Source organism: Hallella multisaccharivorax DSM 17128, assembly GCF_000218235.1.
Taxonomy (GTDB): domain Bacteria; phylum Bacteroidota; class Bacteroidia; order Bacteroidales; family Bacteroidaceae; genus Prevotella; species Prevotella multisaccharivorax.
In genome coordinates this window covers 1,246,901-1,260,823 of sequence record NZ_GL945017.1, presented here as the reverse complement: position 1 = coordinate 1,260,823, position 13,923 = coordinate 1,246,901, and the positions used below count along the sequence as shown (strand labels likewise).

Annotated in this window: 12 protein-coding genes; 3 read left to right on the top strand and 9 right to left on the bottom strand. The window is 50.3% G+C overall.

Translation table 11 applies throughout. The features are described from left to right. Positions 1 to 23 precede the first annotated feature (23 nt). Positions 24 to 485 (bottom strand): helix-turn-helix domain-containing protein, encoded by a 462-nt coding sequence (locus PREMU_RS05455; protein ID WP_007573740.1) that lies wholly within the window; start codon positions 483 to 485, stop codon positions 24 to 26. Between the two features lie 793 nt (positions 486 to 1,278). Next, entirely contained in the window at positions 1,279 to 2,307 is a 1,029-nt protein-coding gene (gene holA, locus PREMU_RS05450) for a DNA polymerase III subunit delta (protein ID WP_007573737.1), read from the bottom strand. Between the two features lie 46 nt (positions 2,308 to 2,353). Between holA and PREMU_RS05445 the strand changes: the two genes are divergently transcribed. The 3 genes from PREMU_RS05445 to PREMU_RS05435 all read left to right on the top strand — a co-directional run bounded on the left by PREMU_RS05445 (position 2,354) and on the right by PREMU_RS05435 (position 4,547). After that, the gene (locus PREMU_RS05445) at positions 2,354 to 2,803 is read left to right on the top strand and encodes a type I restriction enzyme HsdR N-terminal domain-containing protein (protein WP_007573735.1); all 450 of its coding nucleotides are present in this window, start codon (positions 2,354 to 2,356) and stop codon (positions 2,801 to 2,803) included. A gap of 305 nt (positions 2,804 to 3,108) precedes the next feature. Next, positions 3,109 to 3,963: a ParA family protein gene (locus PREMU_RS14110; protein ID WP_007573733.1), complete on the top strand. Its 855-nt coding sequence runs from the start codon at positions 3,109 to 3,111 to the stop codon at positions 3,961 to 3,963. Positions 3,964 to 4,001: 38 nt separating this feature from the next. Beyond that, the gene (locus PREMU_RS05435) at positions 4,002 to 4,547 is read left to right on the top strand and encodes a hypothetical protein (protein WP_156803968.1); all 546 of its coding nucleotides are present in this window, start codon (positions 4,002 to 4,004) and stop codon (positions 4,545 to 4,547) included. On the opposite strand, the gene PREMU_RS05430 is transcribed toward PREMU_RS05435, so the two are convergent. From PREMU_RS05430 to PREMU_RS05400, 7 genes are all read right to left on the bottom strand, one after another. Beyond that, a complete protein-coding gene (locus PREMU_RS05430; RefSeq protein WP_007573729.1) occupies positions 4,531 to 5,520 on the bottom strand; it encodes an AMP-binding protein in 990 nt (329 codons plus the stop codon). The genes PREMU_RS05435 and PREMU_RS05430 overlap by 17 nt on opposite strands. Then, positions 5,499 to 6,530, bottom strand: a complete 1,032-nt coding sequence (locus tag PREMU_RS05425) for an o-succinylbenzoate synthase (protein WP_007573727.1) — start codon at positions 6,528 to 6,530, stop codon at positions 5,499 to 5,501. Before PREMU_RS05425 ends, PREMU_RS05430 begins: the two co-directional genes overlap by 22 nt. A 186-nt stretch (positions 6,531 to 6,716) precedes the next feature. Continuing rightward, positions 6,717 to 7,544 (bottom strand): 1,4-dihydroxy-2-naphthoyl-CoA synthase, encoded by an 828-nt coding sequence (gene menB / locus PREMU_RS05420; RefSeq protein WP_007573725.1) that lies wholly within the window; start codon positions 7,542 to 7,544, stop codon positions 6,717 to 6,719. Between the two features lie 17 nt (positions 7,545 to 7,561). After that, positions 7,562 to 9,214 carry a 2-succinyl-5-enolpyruvyl-6-hydroxy-3-cyclohexene-1-carboxylic-acid synthase gene (gene menD, locus PREMU_RS05415; protein WP_007573724.1) on the bottom strand — a complete coding sequence of 551 codons (1,653 nt, stop codon included), beginning with the start codon at positions 9,212 to 9,214 and terminating at the stop codon, positions 7,562 to 7,564. 39 nt (positions 9,215 to 9,253) lie between these two features. Next, the gene (locus PREMU_RS05410) at positions 9,254 to 10,300 is read right to left on the bottom strand and encodes a chorismate-binding protein (RefSeq protein WP_007573723.1); all 1,047 of its coding nucleotides are present in this window, start codon (positions 10,298 to 10,300) and stop codon (positions 9,254 to 9,256) included. Next, entirely contained in the window at positions 10,293 to 10,712 is a 420-nt protein-coding gene (locus tag PREMU_RS05405; RefSeq protein WP_007573722.1) for a PaaI family thioesterase, read from the bottom strand. The genes PREMU_RS05410 and PREMU_RS05405 overlap by 8 nt, the downstream gene beginning before the upstream one ends. A gap of 242 nt (positions 10,713 to 10,954) precedes the next feature. Further along, positions 10,955 to 13,912 carry a TonB-dependent receptor gene (locus tag PREMU_RS05400; RefSeq protein ID WP_040558025.1) on the bottom strand — a complete coding sequence of 986 codons (2,958 nt, stop codon included), beginning with the start codon at positions 13,910 to 13,912 and terminating at the stop codon, positions 10,955 to 10,957. Positions 13,913 to 13,923 lie beyond the last annotated feature (11 nt).

Here is a 13,923-nt window from a genome sequence, read left to right as displayed (position 1 = left end):
GTTGGAGAAAAACTGGCTGACTTTTATTTCTTGGGCACAAACGACTCCCAGGTCTGATCGTCAAAAAAAACACGGATCTCAGTGATTCTCCGCTGTGGTTTGTCAACTATTTTAACTGCTATTTTTTCATTGTATCCAGCCTTGTCAATACTCTGCGAGCGGTTGGTATCAAAGAGCGAAGGAGTAGAGGAGGAAGGGAAGGAAGTCGCCTGAGACACTTCGGATAATGACTCGTGAACAGCGGCCGACTGTTCCTCTCCAGAAGGATACATAGAACCCTTGCCATCAAAAAGCCATTCCATCGTGATGTCAGGGAAGCGAGTATGAATGGCTTCGTAATGTTTCAAGGTGGGTTGAGTTTTGCCGCGGAGAAGCAAACTCAGCGTACCTTCATTGATGCCGGTCTCGGTAGCAAACACTTTATTATTCATGTGCTTGCTATCCATGATGGCTTTGATTCTGTCCTTTAAATGATCGTTTTCCATGTGTTCAGTCTCTAAGAGGGCACAAAATGGCCTCGAATGATTATATTTGCAAAGTTAAACTATTTCCCCGACATCCACAACTTTATAAAGGATAATTTCGAATATAAAACTTTGGTTTTGTAAACCAATAACTTTACAGTTCGATATTTAAAACTTAAAAGCACAATCCTTAAATTTACAAACATAAATAACTTACTATAAAACAATACAAACATTTAATTCATAGATATTTAGTAACTTACTGACTCTATTTTGAATGGCAAATTCAGTTCGTTCCGTTTTTCCTCCATATTTATCTTATCCAACTTTTAAACCGGATATGAATAGATATAATTTTTGAGATAAATCACTTAAATATATGATTATCATATAATTATATCCTTATTAAGTGTTTGAATATTTATAAGTTTATATTTATAATCTTAAATATTTAGATCTACACAGAGATGTGGCATAAAGTCTCGATAGTTTCATATATTCAAATTTATATTTTAATTTATAAACTTCTCCACCCTATGATTTATATTTAGACAAATAAAAATTCAGTCTATTCAACCTTAATGATTCTTAATCGTAAATTTCAAGCACTACAAGAAGGCAATTTAGAGCATGAAGACGCCCTTTCCGAACAACAGATACGGATGGCTGGAAATACACGATTCTCAAATGCATTTTTTGGTGTTAACTCCCCTATTATCACCTTTTTAAGCATAAAAAAAAGCATCCTCTCGGACGCTTATTTTAGAAGAGATTAGTCTCAAAATAGCTTGAAAAGGACTCAAAAAAGGCACTTTCAGTGCAAAATAAAGAAGATAAGTTCCTTCATCAGGTCGCCAGAGGAGGTGAAAGGATTGTCCAAACCCTTGCTCTTGGCATCAATCTCGCGCAGCTTCTGTAGAATCTGCATCGTCTTTCGGCCCGTATAGTTTCTCATGCCTGTGAGATAGTCCTTCACTCCCCACACGCTCCTCACGTCAAGGTAAGCAGCCAAGGCATTCTGGTCGGTGCGGTTGGGAGCATAGTAGGCCAGCATCATGTTTTGGAAGAATCCGAAAAGCAGAGGAAGAAAGCTGTAAAGAGATCCTACCTTAGGATTATTGTCAAAATATTTGATGATTCTATTAGCCTTCAAGACATCGCGATTGACGATGGCATCTCGGAGCTCGAAGGAGTTGAAATCCTTGTTCACGCCGATATGCTTCTCTACCATCTCAGGAGTAACTCTCCGGTCACTGTCGGGCAAGGCAATGATGAGCTTGTCAAGCTCAGAGTAGAGTCTGCTGAGGTCGGCACCCACATTGTCAGCGATCATGGCGGCGCTCTTGTCGTCAATACTCACCTTGCGAGTGGTGAGATAAGATCGAATATGGCCGGGCAACTGCCAGTTGCGCAACTTCTTGCTCTCAAATACCACGCCAATCTTTTCCGCTGCGGCCACAAGCTTGGACCGGCGGCTCATTGCACCATTTTTATAGCAGACCACAAGCAACGTCTTAGGCTGTGGCTTGAGGGCATAGCGCTCAAGCTTATCGAGCGAACGCATGGCCTGCGCCTCCTTCACAATAATGACACGGCGTGGCGCCATCATGGGGAACTGCATGGCAAGATCAGCTATCTGGGCACCACTGACGTCAGCGCCGAAAACCACTGTCTGGTCAAACGCCTGCTGATCGACGGAAAGTACATGATGCTGAATGTAGTTGCTGATCTGGTCAATGTAGTAACCCTCCTCGCCCATCAATATATATATAGGTGAGAAGATGTTGTTTTTCAGGTTATGCATGATGCCGTCAAAGGTTGGCACTGTTTTTTTGTCTGCCATGAGCTTTTCTCTTCAAAAAAATCGTTATCTTTGCAAAGTTAATAAAATGATTCGACTTAGCCTTCCATCCTACGACATAAAATTGCGCGGCATCGACAGGCGACCTCAAGTGCTCGATTCTTTGCGCCGACGTTGGGTAGCCCTGACGCCGGAAGAATGGGTGCGCCAGCATTTCATTCACTGGCTCACAGTCGATCTCGGCTACCCTGCAGCCCTACTGGCCAACGAGGTGCAGTTGCATATTGGACATAAAACGCTCAGGGCGGATAGCGTGCTTTATGATCGGCAGTTACAACCGAGAATGATCATTGAGTATAAGGCTCCCCATGTAGAAATCACCCAGCAGGTCTTCGATCAAGTTCTGACTTATAACCTTCAGTTGCAGGCTCCATACCTCGTGGTGTCAAACGGTATCCACCATTACTGTTGCCGATGGGATCTTAATGGTAAAAAATATTTATTCTTAGATCAAATCCCCTATTACGAAGATCTTTGACACAAAGGTCATTTTAGTTTCACTCTCCATCACTTTCTCTTCTTTATATTTTCCGAGTCCATCAGTTTTTTGTATCTTTGCAAGCAGATATACGATTGATAGGTTGCGCACAATTACGCAAGCTATATTACGCACAAACAAGCAAGAAACTATTGCGTTCAAATACGCAAGAATAATTGCGTGCAAATGCACAAGCAAACAAATGCAACTGTGCGCTATGGACTAAGAAGGGTTGCGCGCAATGAAACAAGAACGATTGCATGCAAAGAGACAATAAGACAATAATCCAAAAATACAATCATACCATGGAAGAAATAACAAGCCACCAGCTCACAGACGTGGTCTCGGTCACCAACTTCAAAGGAGGCGTAGGAAAGACGACGACCGTACAGACACTTGCCGCATGTCTGCACAAGATACACCCTGGAAAGAGAGTTGTCGTCATGGATCTCGACCCACAATGCAACCTCTCCTTTCTGCTTGGGTGGAATGATCTCAGGAAGACGCTCCCCGAATACGCGCGCATGACTATCTATGACGCTATGACTAAGGTGACTAAAATTCCCATCTACTCATCGCCGGAGGGCATTTTCTACGTGCCAGGATCAGCTGAGATGCAAAATATCGACGTCTCACTCTTCGGCCAGAATATTCCCCGCCTGGTGCTCGCCAAATGTGTCATGCAGGGCTATTTTAATATGACACAGGGCGATATTGATGAGAAGGAGGCTACCGGCAACGTCTTTGACGACTTCGACTACATGCTCATCGACTGCCCGCCATCGCTCTCGCAGAGCACCTGCAACGCCATGGCCATGGCGACTACCCTTCTCGTGCCCATACAGATGGAAGGACTCAGCGTCACCGGCGTAGGAAGCATCCTTGAGCAGGCACGGCAGATTCAGAAAGAGCTGAATCCTAATCTCGCCAACATGCTCCTGCTGCCAACAATGGTCAACAGCCAGCTCATCATCACCAATGAGTTGCAGGACTTCCTTGAAAACAATTTCGAAGACTCACTCATCCCCACGCCCATCCACCGCTCCGTAAAAGTGGCAGAAGCACAGACAAGAATGACCAATGTCATCAACTATGCCCCCAACTGTCGCGCCGCAGAGGACTACATGAAGGTGGCTAAGACCATCTTCGGAGAAGAATAATGGACTCTGACATTATCCACACTAATCAAATCACGAACATGAAGATCACAAGAAATAAGAGCAGCCTGCAGAATCAACTCGCAAAAATGCTGCAGGCAGGCAAGGAGAATATAGACAACTCGACTGATAATGAGAAAGTTAATCAGGATAAAACCGTTGAACAATTGTACGCAAACGCGCAAGAAGACAATGCGTCAGCACAAGAAAATGGACCAGTGAAAGAGGCCGAGCCAAAGATAAAAGCTACAGCGGAAACAGCAACCGAACTACAGGCAGAACCGGTGTCTGAGGCAAGACAGCAGCCTAAGAGCTACCGATCCAAGGCCGCCATATCGGCCCGAGCACGATCGAGAAAAGCCGAGGAAGAGGCTCCGCGCCTCAATGCTGCACAGCGGCATGAGGTGCCCGACCGCAATGCCAAATACGCCGGAGAACCCATCAAGAGCGTAGGATGCCGCATGCCGCAGTCACTCTACGCGCGAATGCTCCAATACAAAGCCCTCAACGATACACAACTCAACCGCATAACGCTCAACGACGTCATCATTGAGGCTGTCGACAAATTCCTCAGCAAGATGAAATAATTGCCATTCGCTCAGCCTCGCTCCTTGCTGGCTTGCCCGTCCCCGTCATCGGGAGACGGGCTATTTTTATATACCTTTTAGGTATCCAAAAAGCCGGTAGAGACTGTTTGCAGAGTGTCTTCATATAGACCTCTGAGTACTCTCCCTCATACAGTAACACCACCACTTCTCCAAACTTTCTGTCAGGTGCTTTCGTGATCATGAAGGGAGCACGAAGATAGGGTTGTAGCCTCTGCTCTACCTCCTCAATTTGTATTTTGATGCCACCTGAATCTATAACATTATCTTTACGTCCAAGGATTCTAAACTGTCGGATACCCGTCTGCTCATCCACGCGAATCTCCACACGGTCATTGGTCTTCAATATGCCTTTATGAACCAGTGGAGCATCAATCATCAAGCAACTATCATCATCGTGGTCAATCCTGACGCTGTCGAAAGGCGTATACCAATCGCTTGCTGCCTCACCGTTGAGCCGCCTCAAGGCAATGTGCGAGAGTGTTTCCGTCATGCCGTAAGTGCTCCACACGCAGTTGGGAAAAGTTCGAAGTGCCGCAGCCAGATCGTCGTCAATAGCACCTCCGCCAATGATAAGATGGCGGACAGCCTTCAATCTTACTTTCTCTTCTGGCACCTGTAGTGAATTGTACACCTGCAGGGGCACCATGGCAGCAAAGGTCGTGGGCTCAGCCAAAGCCATAGGATGCCCACACGGTTTCACGCTGATGAGCTTCAACTGCCGCTCTATGGCCCGAACCACCACCATCTTGCCGGCGATGAAATCAAGCGGCATGCAAAGCAATGCCGTGTCGCCAGGCTTTAGTCCAAGGAAATCGCAGGTAATGCGCGCAGAGTTCAACATCCGTGCCTTCTCCACCCATATCGGCCTTGGCTTGCCCGTGGAGCCGCTGGTATGCACCAGCATCGTAGGCTTATCGTTATTCCACTCGGCTAAGAATTCTTCAAGAACCATAATTGATCTCTTACTATCTTCAACGGCATTACCACATTATCTATATACAGCTGTCCTGTGCCCAGTCCCTGCGGCATAGTGATGTGTGGCCCATAGACCTCCGCACAGAGATGCGCGATGGCATTGAGCCCCACATTGCTCTCCAGAGCCGATGTGATCCACGAGCCAACGCCACGCTCCCTGGCCAGCCGGATCCATTCGCGGCAACCCCTCATACCGCCATGCAGACTTGGCTTGAGCACGATAAAGGCCGGATGGATAGCATCGAGCAACCGGGCTTTTTGTTCAGGCTGGTTCACACCGATGAGCTCTTCATCGAGTGCGATAGGTAAGGGCGATCGCAAGCATAGCTGTGCCATCTCACGCCATTGACGCTGCCGGATGGGTTGCTCAATGGAGTGAATGCCGTAGTCGGCAAGCGCTGTAAGCCGCTCCAAGGCGTTGTCGGGCGCGAAGCCGCCATTGGCATCCACGCGCAGCTCTACCTGTTCACAGGTAAAACGCTCACGGATATAGCGCACAAGGTCCAACTCATGTCCGAAATCGATGGCGCCAACCTTCAGTTTCACGCAGTGGAAGCCCTTCCGCAACTTCTCCTCGAGGCGCGCGGCCATTTCCTCGAAAGTGCCCATCCATACCAGTCCGTTGATGGTGATACCCTCTTCGCCCCGTGCAAACGGTGTTTGCGACAAAGCCTCGGAGCCGCCGGCATCGAGCTGAGCAAAGGCCGTCTCCAAGCCAAAGAGAATGGACGGGTAAGGCCGCAGCAACTCATAGGGTATACCACCCGTTCGCTCCACCCACGTGCAGGCTTTCCTCAACACCGCCTCATATCGCTCACGCGGCAGGGCATCACAGCTGAGGTCAGGCAACACCGAGCACTCCCCCACTCCCCTCACGCCATCTTTCTCGACGGTCACATAGTAAGACAGATGCGTGGTGTACATCCCGCGCGATGTCCCAGCCGGCTGCTTGAAGTGCAGAAGCCGAGAAGAAATTGTCGTCTTCATCACTTCCTTATTGTTTTATTAGGTCTGACGATTGCGCGGGTATACTCATAATCATCAATATAAATAGTGTTGTCGCACTTCATTAGTTCAACTTCTCTCCGGTATTTGCTTTTAGTTGATTTCATCTCTTCACAAATCTGAATGAAGAACCAAAGCGCCCACTTAACTCGGTATTTTTTCCCGTCTTTATGGAAACTGTGGGTATTTATCGAAGTCAGGCTTGCGCTTTTCTAAGAATGCGTGGCCGCCTTCCTGTGCCTCATCAAGCGTATAGTAGAGCATTGTGGCGTCGCCGGCAAGTTCCTGAATGCCAGCCTGTCCGTCGAGCTCCGCATTGAAGCCCGCCTTCATCATGCGCAGGGCCAATGGCGACCGCTCCATCATGGTCTCAGCCCACTCCACCGTGGTATCCTCTAACTCTTCAAGGGGCACCACCTTGTTGACAAGCCCCATCTGCAGGGCTTCCTCTGCCGAGTACTGCTTGCAGAGGAACCACATCTCCCTCGCTTTCTTCTGCCCGATGATACGTGCCAAGTACGAGGCGCCGAGACCGGCATCAAACGAGCCAACTTTCGGTCCCGTCTGCCCGAAGCGTGCGTTGTCAGAGGCGATGGTCAAGTCACACACCACATGCAGCACGTGCCCGCCGCCGATAGCATAACCATTGACCATGGCGATAACGGGCTTCGGCAAACGGCGGATCTGCATCTGCACGTCGAGCACATTGAGGCGCGGCACTCCGTCGTCGCCCACATAGCCGCCACGACCTTTCACGTGCATATCGCCGCCCGAACAAAAAGCCTTGTCGCCAGCACCCGTAAGGATGACTACGCGAATGTCAAGCCGGTCACGGCACCAGGTGAAGGCCTGGCTCATCTCCCACACCGTCAGTGGTGTGAAAGCGTTGCGATAGCGCGGGCGGTTAATTGTGATCTTCGCAATATGATTGTATTCTTCGAAAAGGATTTCTTTGAAGTTGAAACCCTCAATCGACTTCCATTCTCTATCCTCCATGATTATTAATAAGTTTATTATTGAAGATACCGTTGTAATTCTCTTGCGTCCGCTTCAGCGTCAGTGAAGACTTCCAACAGCATCGGTCCCACAGCTAAATCACAAGTCAGCCAACTGATGCCGTCAGCGAGTGTACGCGCATCTTTCACCAACCGGTAAGCTACACCTGTGGCCTCGCAGATGCCTTTGGCAGAAGCATGGTGGCCGGCGGAAACATAGTCGTCTCTGTAAGGACTCTTTTCAAGCCCCGCCAGCTGGTGGAATATACCGCCACAACTATTGTTGAGTAGCAGGATGCGCAGCTGTCGCTTGTCAACCCCATTCCACAGCGCATTCTGGTCGTAGAAAAAGCTCAAGTCCCCGATAACACAATACACTGGCCTACAGACAGATGAGGCGAAGCCCACGGCCGTGGACAGACTGCCTTCGATACCGTTGACCCCGCGGTTCACAAACAGATAATGACTGGCGTAGAGCTGTCCCAGGCGTATGACGGTGCTGTTGGCGAACTGCAGGCTGCATGACTGATTGTTCACAACCTTACACAGCCTTCTCACCGCCATCATCTGTGAATAAGCGGGTGAGAACTGCCGGCAGAAGGCCGTCTGCTTGTCGAGTACGGTTGCCCATCGCTCATAGAAAGCACGGGGCTCACCTACGCTAAACACATCTTCTTTTTTTATAGCATGGCAGAGGCTGTCAATGACTTCTTCCGCACGACCTACCACCACATCGGTGGCATGCATGGTCACGTCGGTCAGCTCACCCGAAGCGTTCACCACCACACATCGCCGGAGCCGACATCGCTGCAGGAAGTGCTTGGCACGCTTGCTGACGAGCGTTTGGCCGAGATAAATGACGAAATCGGGCTCATAAGTCTCCTGTCCGGCTATCTCTTTCAGCACCTCATCAAAATGGCAGGGAGCCCCTTGAGCGTTGGACAACTGTTCCTGCAGCACCACTATCTTCCCACGCAACTTGTCAAGTCCATCGACAACCCGCCGCGCCACGCTGAACGACAACTGCCCGATGACCAGCATCGGGCGTACACTTTGGCAAAAAGCCCTGGTCAGTGTCGCAGGCCACAGGCTCATATTCGTCAGACGTATCACGCGTTCACAGGGGAGCTCAGGCGTAGTAAAGTTGAAAAGTGGCTCACTGACAGGAACATTGATATGCACGGGGCGTTTATCGCATTGACTCATTGCACACAATGCTTCATTCACAAGGCGGTTACAATACCACCGTTCTACCTCATCGTGAGGCTCCGGCAGGCTCACTTCCTTCGCCCAGAAAGTTGTCAGCGTGGGCTGCTGCGGCAGGGTCTGGCCCTGAAGTTGTCCTATCATCGCCGCAGGCCTGTCAGCAGAAATGACAACGAGAGGCACATGCTGATACCAAGCCTCCGCCACCGCGGGAAGCGTGTTGAGTAATGCCGATCCCGAAGTGACGCACACTGCCACCGGCTCGTCCAGGGCCTGCGCCTTGCCCAAGGCAACGAATGCCGCCGACCGCTCGTCGGTCACCGACTCACAGCCACTGCCCAGTGCCTCACAAAGGTTATGGGTGAGGGGCGCATTGCGCGAGCCAGGGCACACCACAGCATGCCGGATGCCGTGGGCCAAGAGTAAAGACGTCAATATATTGATGTTTTCCTTATCGGAATACATGGTTGTTCAAACTTTGCCAGAATACATTGGAAGTCAAAATCAGAGCAGAGCCTTCATGGTCTGCAGCTTCTTCTCTGTTTCCTCCCATTCAGTGTCCTCATCGCTCACATCGAGCAGCCCGCCACCGGCATAAAGATGAAGCCGCATGCCGTCCATCTCCATACAACGCAAGGAAACATAAAGAGCCGTGGCCGTGTTGCAGGCATTGCCAGAGCCGTCGGAGTTGCCGGGCTCGCCGGCAGCAGTCTTGTCCACCGGCAGATTCCACAAGCCACAGAAACCACTGTAATATTTGCGGTCTAAACCCTCCTCGCTGAGGATGGCCTCTAAGGCGCGCTGCTTGGTCATGCCGCACACGGCAGGTGTCGGGAAAAGGTCGGCCAATACCTTCACAATGTCGGCATCATCGTTGAGATGGAACTCGAAGTCGGTCTGCAGATGATAGAGCCGTGCGGCCATGACTGTACGCGGCGGTATCTGCCTGACCATGTACGAGTGGCGCAGCAGGCGCTCGCGGATATACGTAGTGACGATATACTGCTCCCGAAGATTCTTGTCACTCCACGGGCCAGGTGTCGTCATGGTGCCTGCCAACGCCATGGTCGCCCAACAATTGTCTTTCCGCTCCAAGAGCAGTTCAGGTGTGGCCATGAGCCAGGTACCCGTCAGTTCCGTCGAGACCAACACGATCATCTGATGAGGATACAGCCGACAAGCCTTGAAGAAGACTTCGCAGGCATCCACCGGCGAGGCCACCTCAATGTCAGCGCGGCGCGAGAGCACCACTTTTCCCAAATCACGGTCATCTATTGCCCCATGCAACCGGGCAAAGGCCTCGTGGTAAGCCTCCCTATGGCTTTCCTCTGAGAAAGCCACCGCTGAGGAAACAGCGCTTGTTGGCACTTCTGCCGACTCTGGATGCACGGCACTGAGCAGCACGATGGAACTGTTGGCATCCGCATGAAACGGAGCGAAAACAAAACCACTACGGCCCTGCAAGTCGCCAATGCCGTCAAGTTTTACAGCCTTGCCACTCAAATAATGGTATGCCGTAGTCTCTGGAAGTCTGTAAAATACTTCATCCATTCTTCCTCGGCGAAATAAGGTAGTTGGTTACATGTACGGTAGAGATAAGGTTGCCCTCCGAGTTTTTGATATCTATCTGCCACTCGTGCAGGGTGTTTCCTTTCGATTGTAATCTGCCATAAGCAGTGACCGTGTCACCCTCCCTAACGGCGAGCACATGGTTGCCGCTAACGTTGATGCCCACGGGAATCTTCTTCGGACAGAGCGCCATGGAACCCACACCGGCGAGGTTCTCGGCCAAAGCCAGCGAGGCACCGCCTGAAAGGAATCCGAAAGGCTGGCGATTACGGCCGTCCACTTTCATTCGCGCCATACAGGTGTCTTCCTCAGGCGTGGAAAGAAACTCCATGCCCAAGGTGCGGCTCAACCCTTCTTGGCTTTCTATAATTTTCTTTTCTTCTTTGATGTCCATAGAGCTTTTATTATTGTTTTGCAAACTTACAATCTTTTCCCGACATTTCAAAGATAAAAAGCGTTAATTCATCTCATCGCCTTTACGCCGTTGACGCATTGCCTTTACACTGTAGACGCATTGCCTTTACACTGTAGACGCATCGCCTTTACACTGTAGACGCATTGCCTTTACACTGTAGACGCATTGCCTTTACGCCGTTGACGCAATGACACTGCACGATGAGCACAATGTGGCAGAGGTCAGAATCCGCCAAAACCGCTTCCACGCGGCGGACGACCACCACCCATAGGCGGGCGACCACCCATAGGCGGACGACCACCACGACGGAAACCTGGACCATCAGCTCCATGAGGACGGTTATTCTTTCCGCCAAAGAGGTTGAGTCGATAATTGACGTGGAGCATTACATAGCTGTTGATAGCGTTGTACTCAGTATCCGAACGTATGGAGGCAGTGATGGCGCGGCTGAGGTTGCTCTGCTGGTGCAGAATATCGTAGAACTGCAGCATAACTGTGAGCGGCTTGCCTTTGAGGAAGCTCTGTGAAAGCTGCGCGTTCCATACCAGTTCGTTGGTATTTAATGAGTTGTCAGTGTATCCGCGGCGTGAATTCATGTCGATGTCGGTGGAAAGAGTGGTACCCCAAGGTGCTGTGGCACTGATACTTCCACCATAACTGTACCGCCACACGTTGGAGTTGGAGGCTGGTTGCAGCTTGTTGTTGGAATGGCGATAGCTGAACGCTCCATTGAGCTCTACCTCCAGCCACTCGTTGCGGTAACTTCCCGCAAGGCGGTCGCCAACAGTCATGTCGCGCGTGGTGTTCTTGATAGAATTGGCATTGCGTTGGAGGGCGATATAGCCCACGTTGTTGGCATAACTGATATTGGCGAAGGTATTGATATTCCAGAATCCGGCGGAATCAAGGGGTGTGTTGAACATCAGCGCCCCGTTGACATTCCAGTTGCCGTTGATATTCTCTGGGCGTGTAAGCCTTCCACCAGTCTTCTCGTTATAGGTCACCTTATTGCTGATGCTGTTATGCGCGTTGTTGTAATCAACGAAAGTCATGACAGACTGCTTCGTCTTCTCGAAATAACTGTTGTAGAAGAGCCTGAAGTTCTGATTGAACGATGGTTTCAATCCAGGATTACCGGTTGAGATGTTAAGCGGGTCGGAATCGTCGTAGATGTCGAGAAGCTGTGTGATGCTGGGCTGCGAGGTAGAGGCCCTGTAGTTGACGCGCAGATTGCTGAGTTTGTTGAATCGATAGCGGAAATCTAAGGTCGGGGTGAAGTTGGTCACGGTGCGTGTGGTGTCAACCGATACCCCCTGGTAGTTCTGAATATAATGCGACTTCTGCGGCTGTACCATCACTCCGGCATTGAGCTGCCATTTGGTACGGATCATGCGAAACGTCAGCTCAATGTTATGAGTGTAGTTTTTATACTCTGAATAACGGCTGAGGTTCTTGTCAAGATAGTCGGTGTAGGGATGTTCAAGCCTGTCGAGATAGCCTCCCCAGCTGCGGTAGGCAGGGGTGAGCCCGCTGAAAAAGTCCTCGCCGAGGTTGGAGAAGTCATAGGTGGAGCGGTCGCTCTTGCTATAGCTGTACTTGAACTGATAGCGCATCTGCAGGAAAGTAGCCTTCCACAGCGGTTCACTGTAGGTGGTTTGCAGAGTATAGCTCCAGTTTTTAGAAGGCGATAGGTTGTAACGGTTGGTCTGATAGGTAGAGTCCTGCCCTAAGGCAGTCTGGATTTGATAGAGATGAACATTGTTGGTAGAAAGTGAATTTGATTTGGAGTCGGTGTAGCTCACGTCCGCACGCAGGGTGATATTTCTGCCACGGTTGTTAAGCTTACGGTTGAGCTGCAGCATCGCCCCGATGCTGTTGCTCTTGGAATAGGAAATACTGTTGGAGGCATTGGAGTTGACGGCAATGCTGTCTGCACCTAAAGTCTTCATTGCCTCAGCAATGAGCGGGTCCTCCACATATTTATAAGGATCTTCGTTGAACGATGCCGACCTACCTGATGACAGTCCGTCGCTGGTGCTCAGCGAGATGTTAGGACGAAACATGATGTTAGTCATGGAGTCAGGAGTCCATTCCACACGTGCCTGTGCGTTGAAACTGTTTCCACGTGAAAACGACTGGTTGAGACTGTTGGAAAAAGAGCCAACCGTGCTGACATAGTTCTCTGAGCTCGACTTGCTCCACGTATCGCCGTCGCTATGGTTCCAGCGCACGCTTCCGTCCACTCTGAGCGTATCCTTTTTCTCATAGTTGACATTCATACCCGCCATCTTCGTGGCATTGAGCCCGTTGCGTCCGCCGCCGAAAAAGCCACCGCGCCCGCCGAAGCCCATGTCATTGACATTGTTGGCATTGCCCATACCGAAGATCTTAAGGTTATCTTTCATATATCCTCCGAAAGCGCGGGCGCTATAGCGGTCCTTGGTGCCTACGGCGGCATCGGCATTGACCATCATGCCTTTGTTCATTCCAGGCTTCACGCCGAAGTCGAGTACCGTCTGCTCATTGCCATCGTCGATGCCTGTGACTCTGGAGAGATCGCTTCTCTGATCGTATGCCTTCACTTTATTGATGATGGAGGTAGGGATGTTTTTCATCGCCGTCTTAGTGTCTCCAGTCATAAACTCCTTACCGTCGATGAGGATTTTCTTCACTTCTTTGCCATTGATAGTGATCTTTCCATCGTCGCCGACCTGCGCGCCAGGCAACCGTTTAACGAGCTCCTCAATGGTGGAGCCCTCTGGCGTGCGATAAGCGTTGGCGTTATACTCAAAGGTGTCTTCCTTGACCACCACCTTCTGTGCCTGCGCCGTCACCGTGGCTTCTTTGAGCATAATGGCATCGGGCGCAAGGTTCAGTTGCCCCAACTTCACGTCGGCATTCTGTTGGATCGTAATGGGGCGAGTGAGCGTCTTGTAGCCTACACTCGAAAGCTTGAGGATGTACTGCCCATTGGAAGGAGCCTTGATGGAAAACCGGCCCTTATCGTCAGACAGCGAGCCGCCAACGAACGTGGAATCTCGTTTGAGCAGTTGAACCGTTACCATGGTCACAGCGTCCTTGCTCTGACGGTCAAGAATAGTACCGGAGATTTCCCGCTTCTGACCCATAGCACAGATGACTGCCACGGTCATAAAGGCGAGCATTAAAAATCTTTTCATGTCTGATTATT

Coding starts and splice junctions, on each gene's coding strand:
- PREMU_RS05455 (WP_007573740.1), bottom strand. CDS start 485: ATGGAAAACGATCATTTAAAGGACAGAATCAAAGCCATCATGGATAGC.
- holA (WP_007573737.1), bottom strand. CDS start 2,307: ATGGCAGACAAAAAAACAGTGCCAACCTTTGACGGCATCATGCATAAC.
- PREMU_RS05445 (WP_007573735.1), top strand. CDS start 2,354: ATGATTCGACTTAGCCTTCCATCCTACGACATAAAATTGCGCGGCATC.
- PREMU_RS14110 (WP_007573733.1), top strand. CDS start 3,109: ATGGAAGAAATAACAAGCCACCAGCTCACAGACGTGGTCTCGGTCACC.
- PREMU_RS05435 (WP_156803968.1), top strand. CDS start 4,002: ATGAAGATCACAAGAAATAAGAGCAGCCTGCAGAATCAACTCGCAAAA.
- PREMU_RS05430 (WP_007573729.1), bottom strand. CDS start 5,520: ATGGTTCTTGAAGAATTCTTAGCCGAGTGGAATAACGATAAGCCTACG.
- PREMU_RS05425 (WP_007573727.1), bottom strand. CDS start 6,530: ATGAAGACGACAATTTCTTCTCGGCTTCTGCACTTCAAGCAGCCGGCT.
- menB (WP_007573725.1), bottom strand. CDS start 7,544: ATGGAGGATAGAGAATGGAAGTCGATTGAGGGTTTCAACTTCAAAGAA.
- menD (WP_007573724.1), bottom strand. CDS start 9,214: ATGTATTCCGATAAGGAAAACATCAATATATTGACGTCTTTACTCTTG.
- PREMU_RS05410 (WP_007573723.1), bottom strand. CDS start 10,300: ATGGATGAAGTATTTTACAGACTTCCAGAGACTACGGCATACCATTAT.
- PREMU_RS05405 (WP_007573722.1), bottom strand. CDS start 10,712: ATGGACATCAAAGAAGAAAAGAAAATTATAGAAAGCCAAGAAGGGTTG.
- PREMU_RS05400 (WP_040558025.1), bottom strand. CDS start 13,912: ATGAAAAGATTTTTAATGCTCGCCTTTATGACCGTGGCAGTCATCTGT.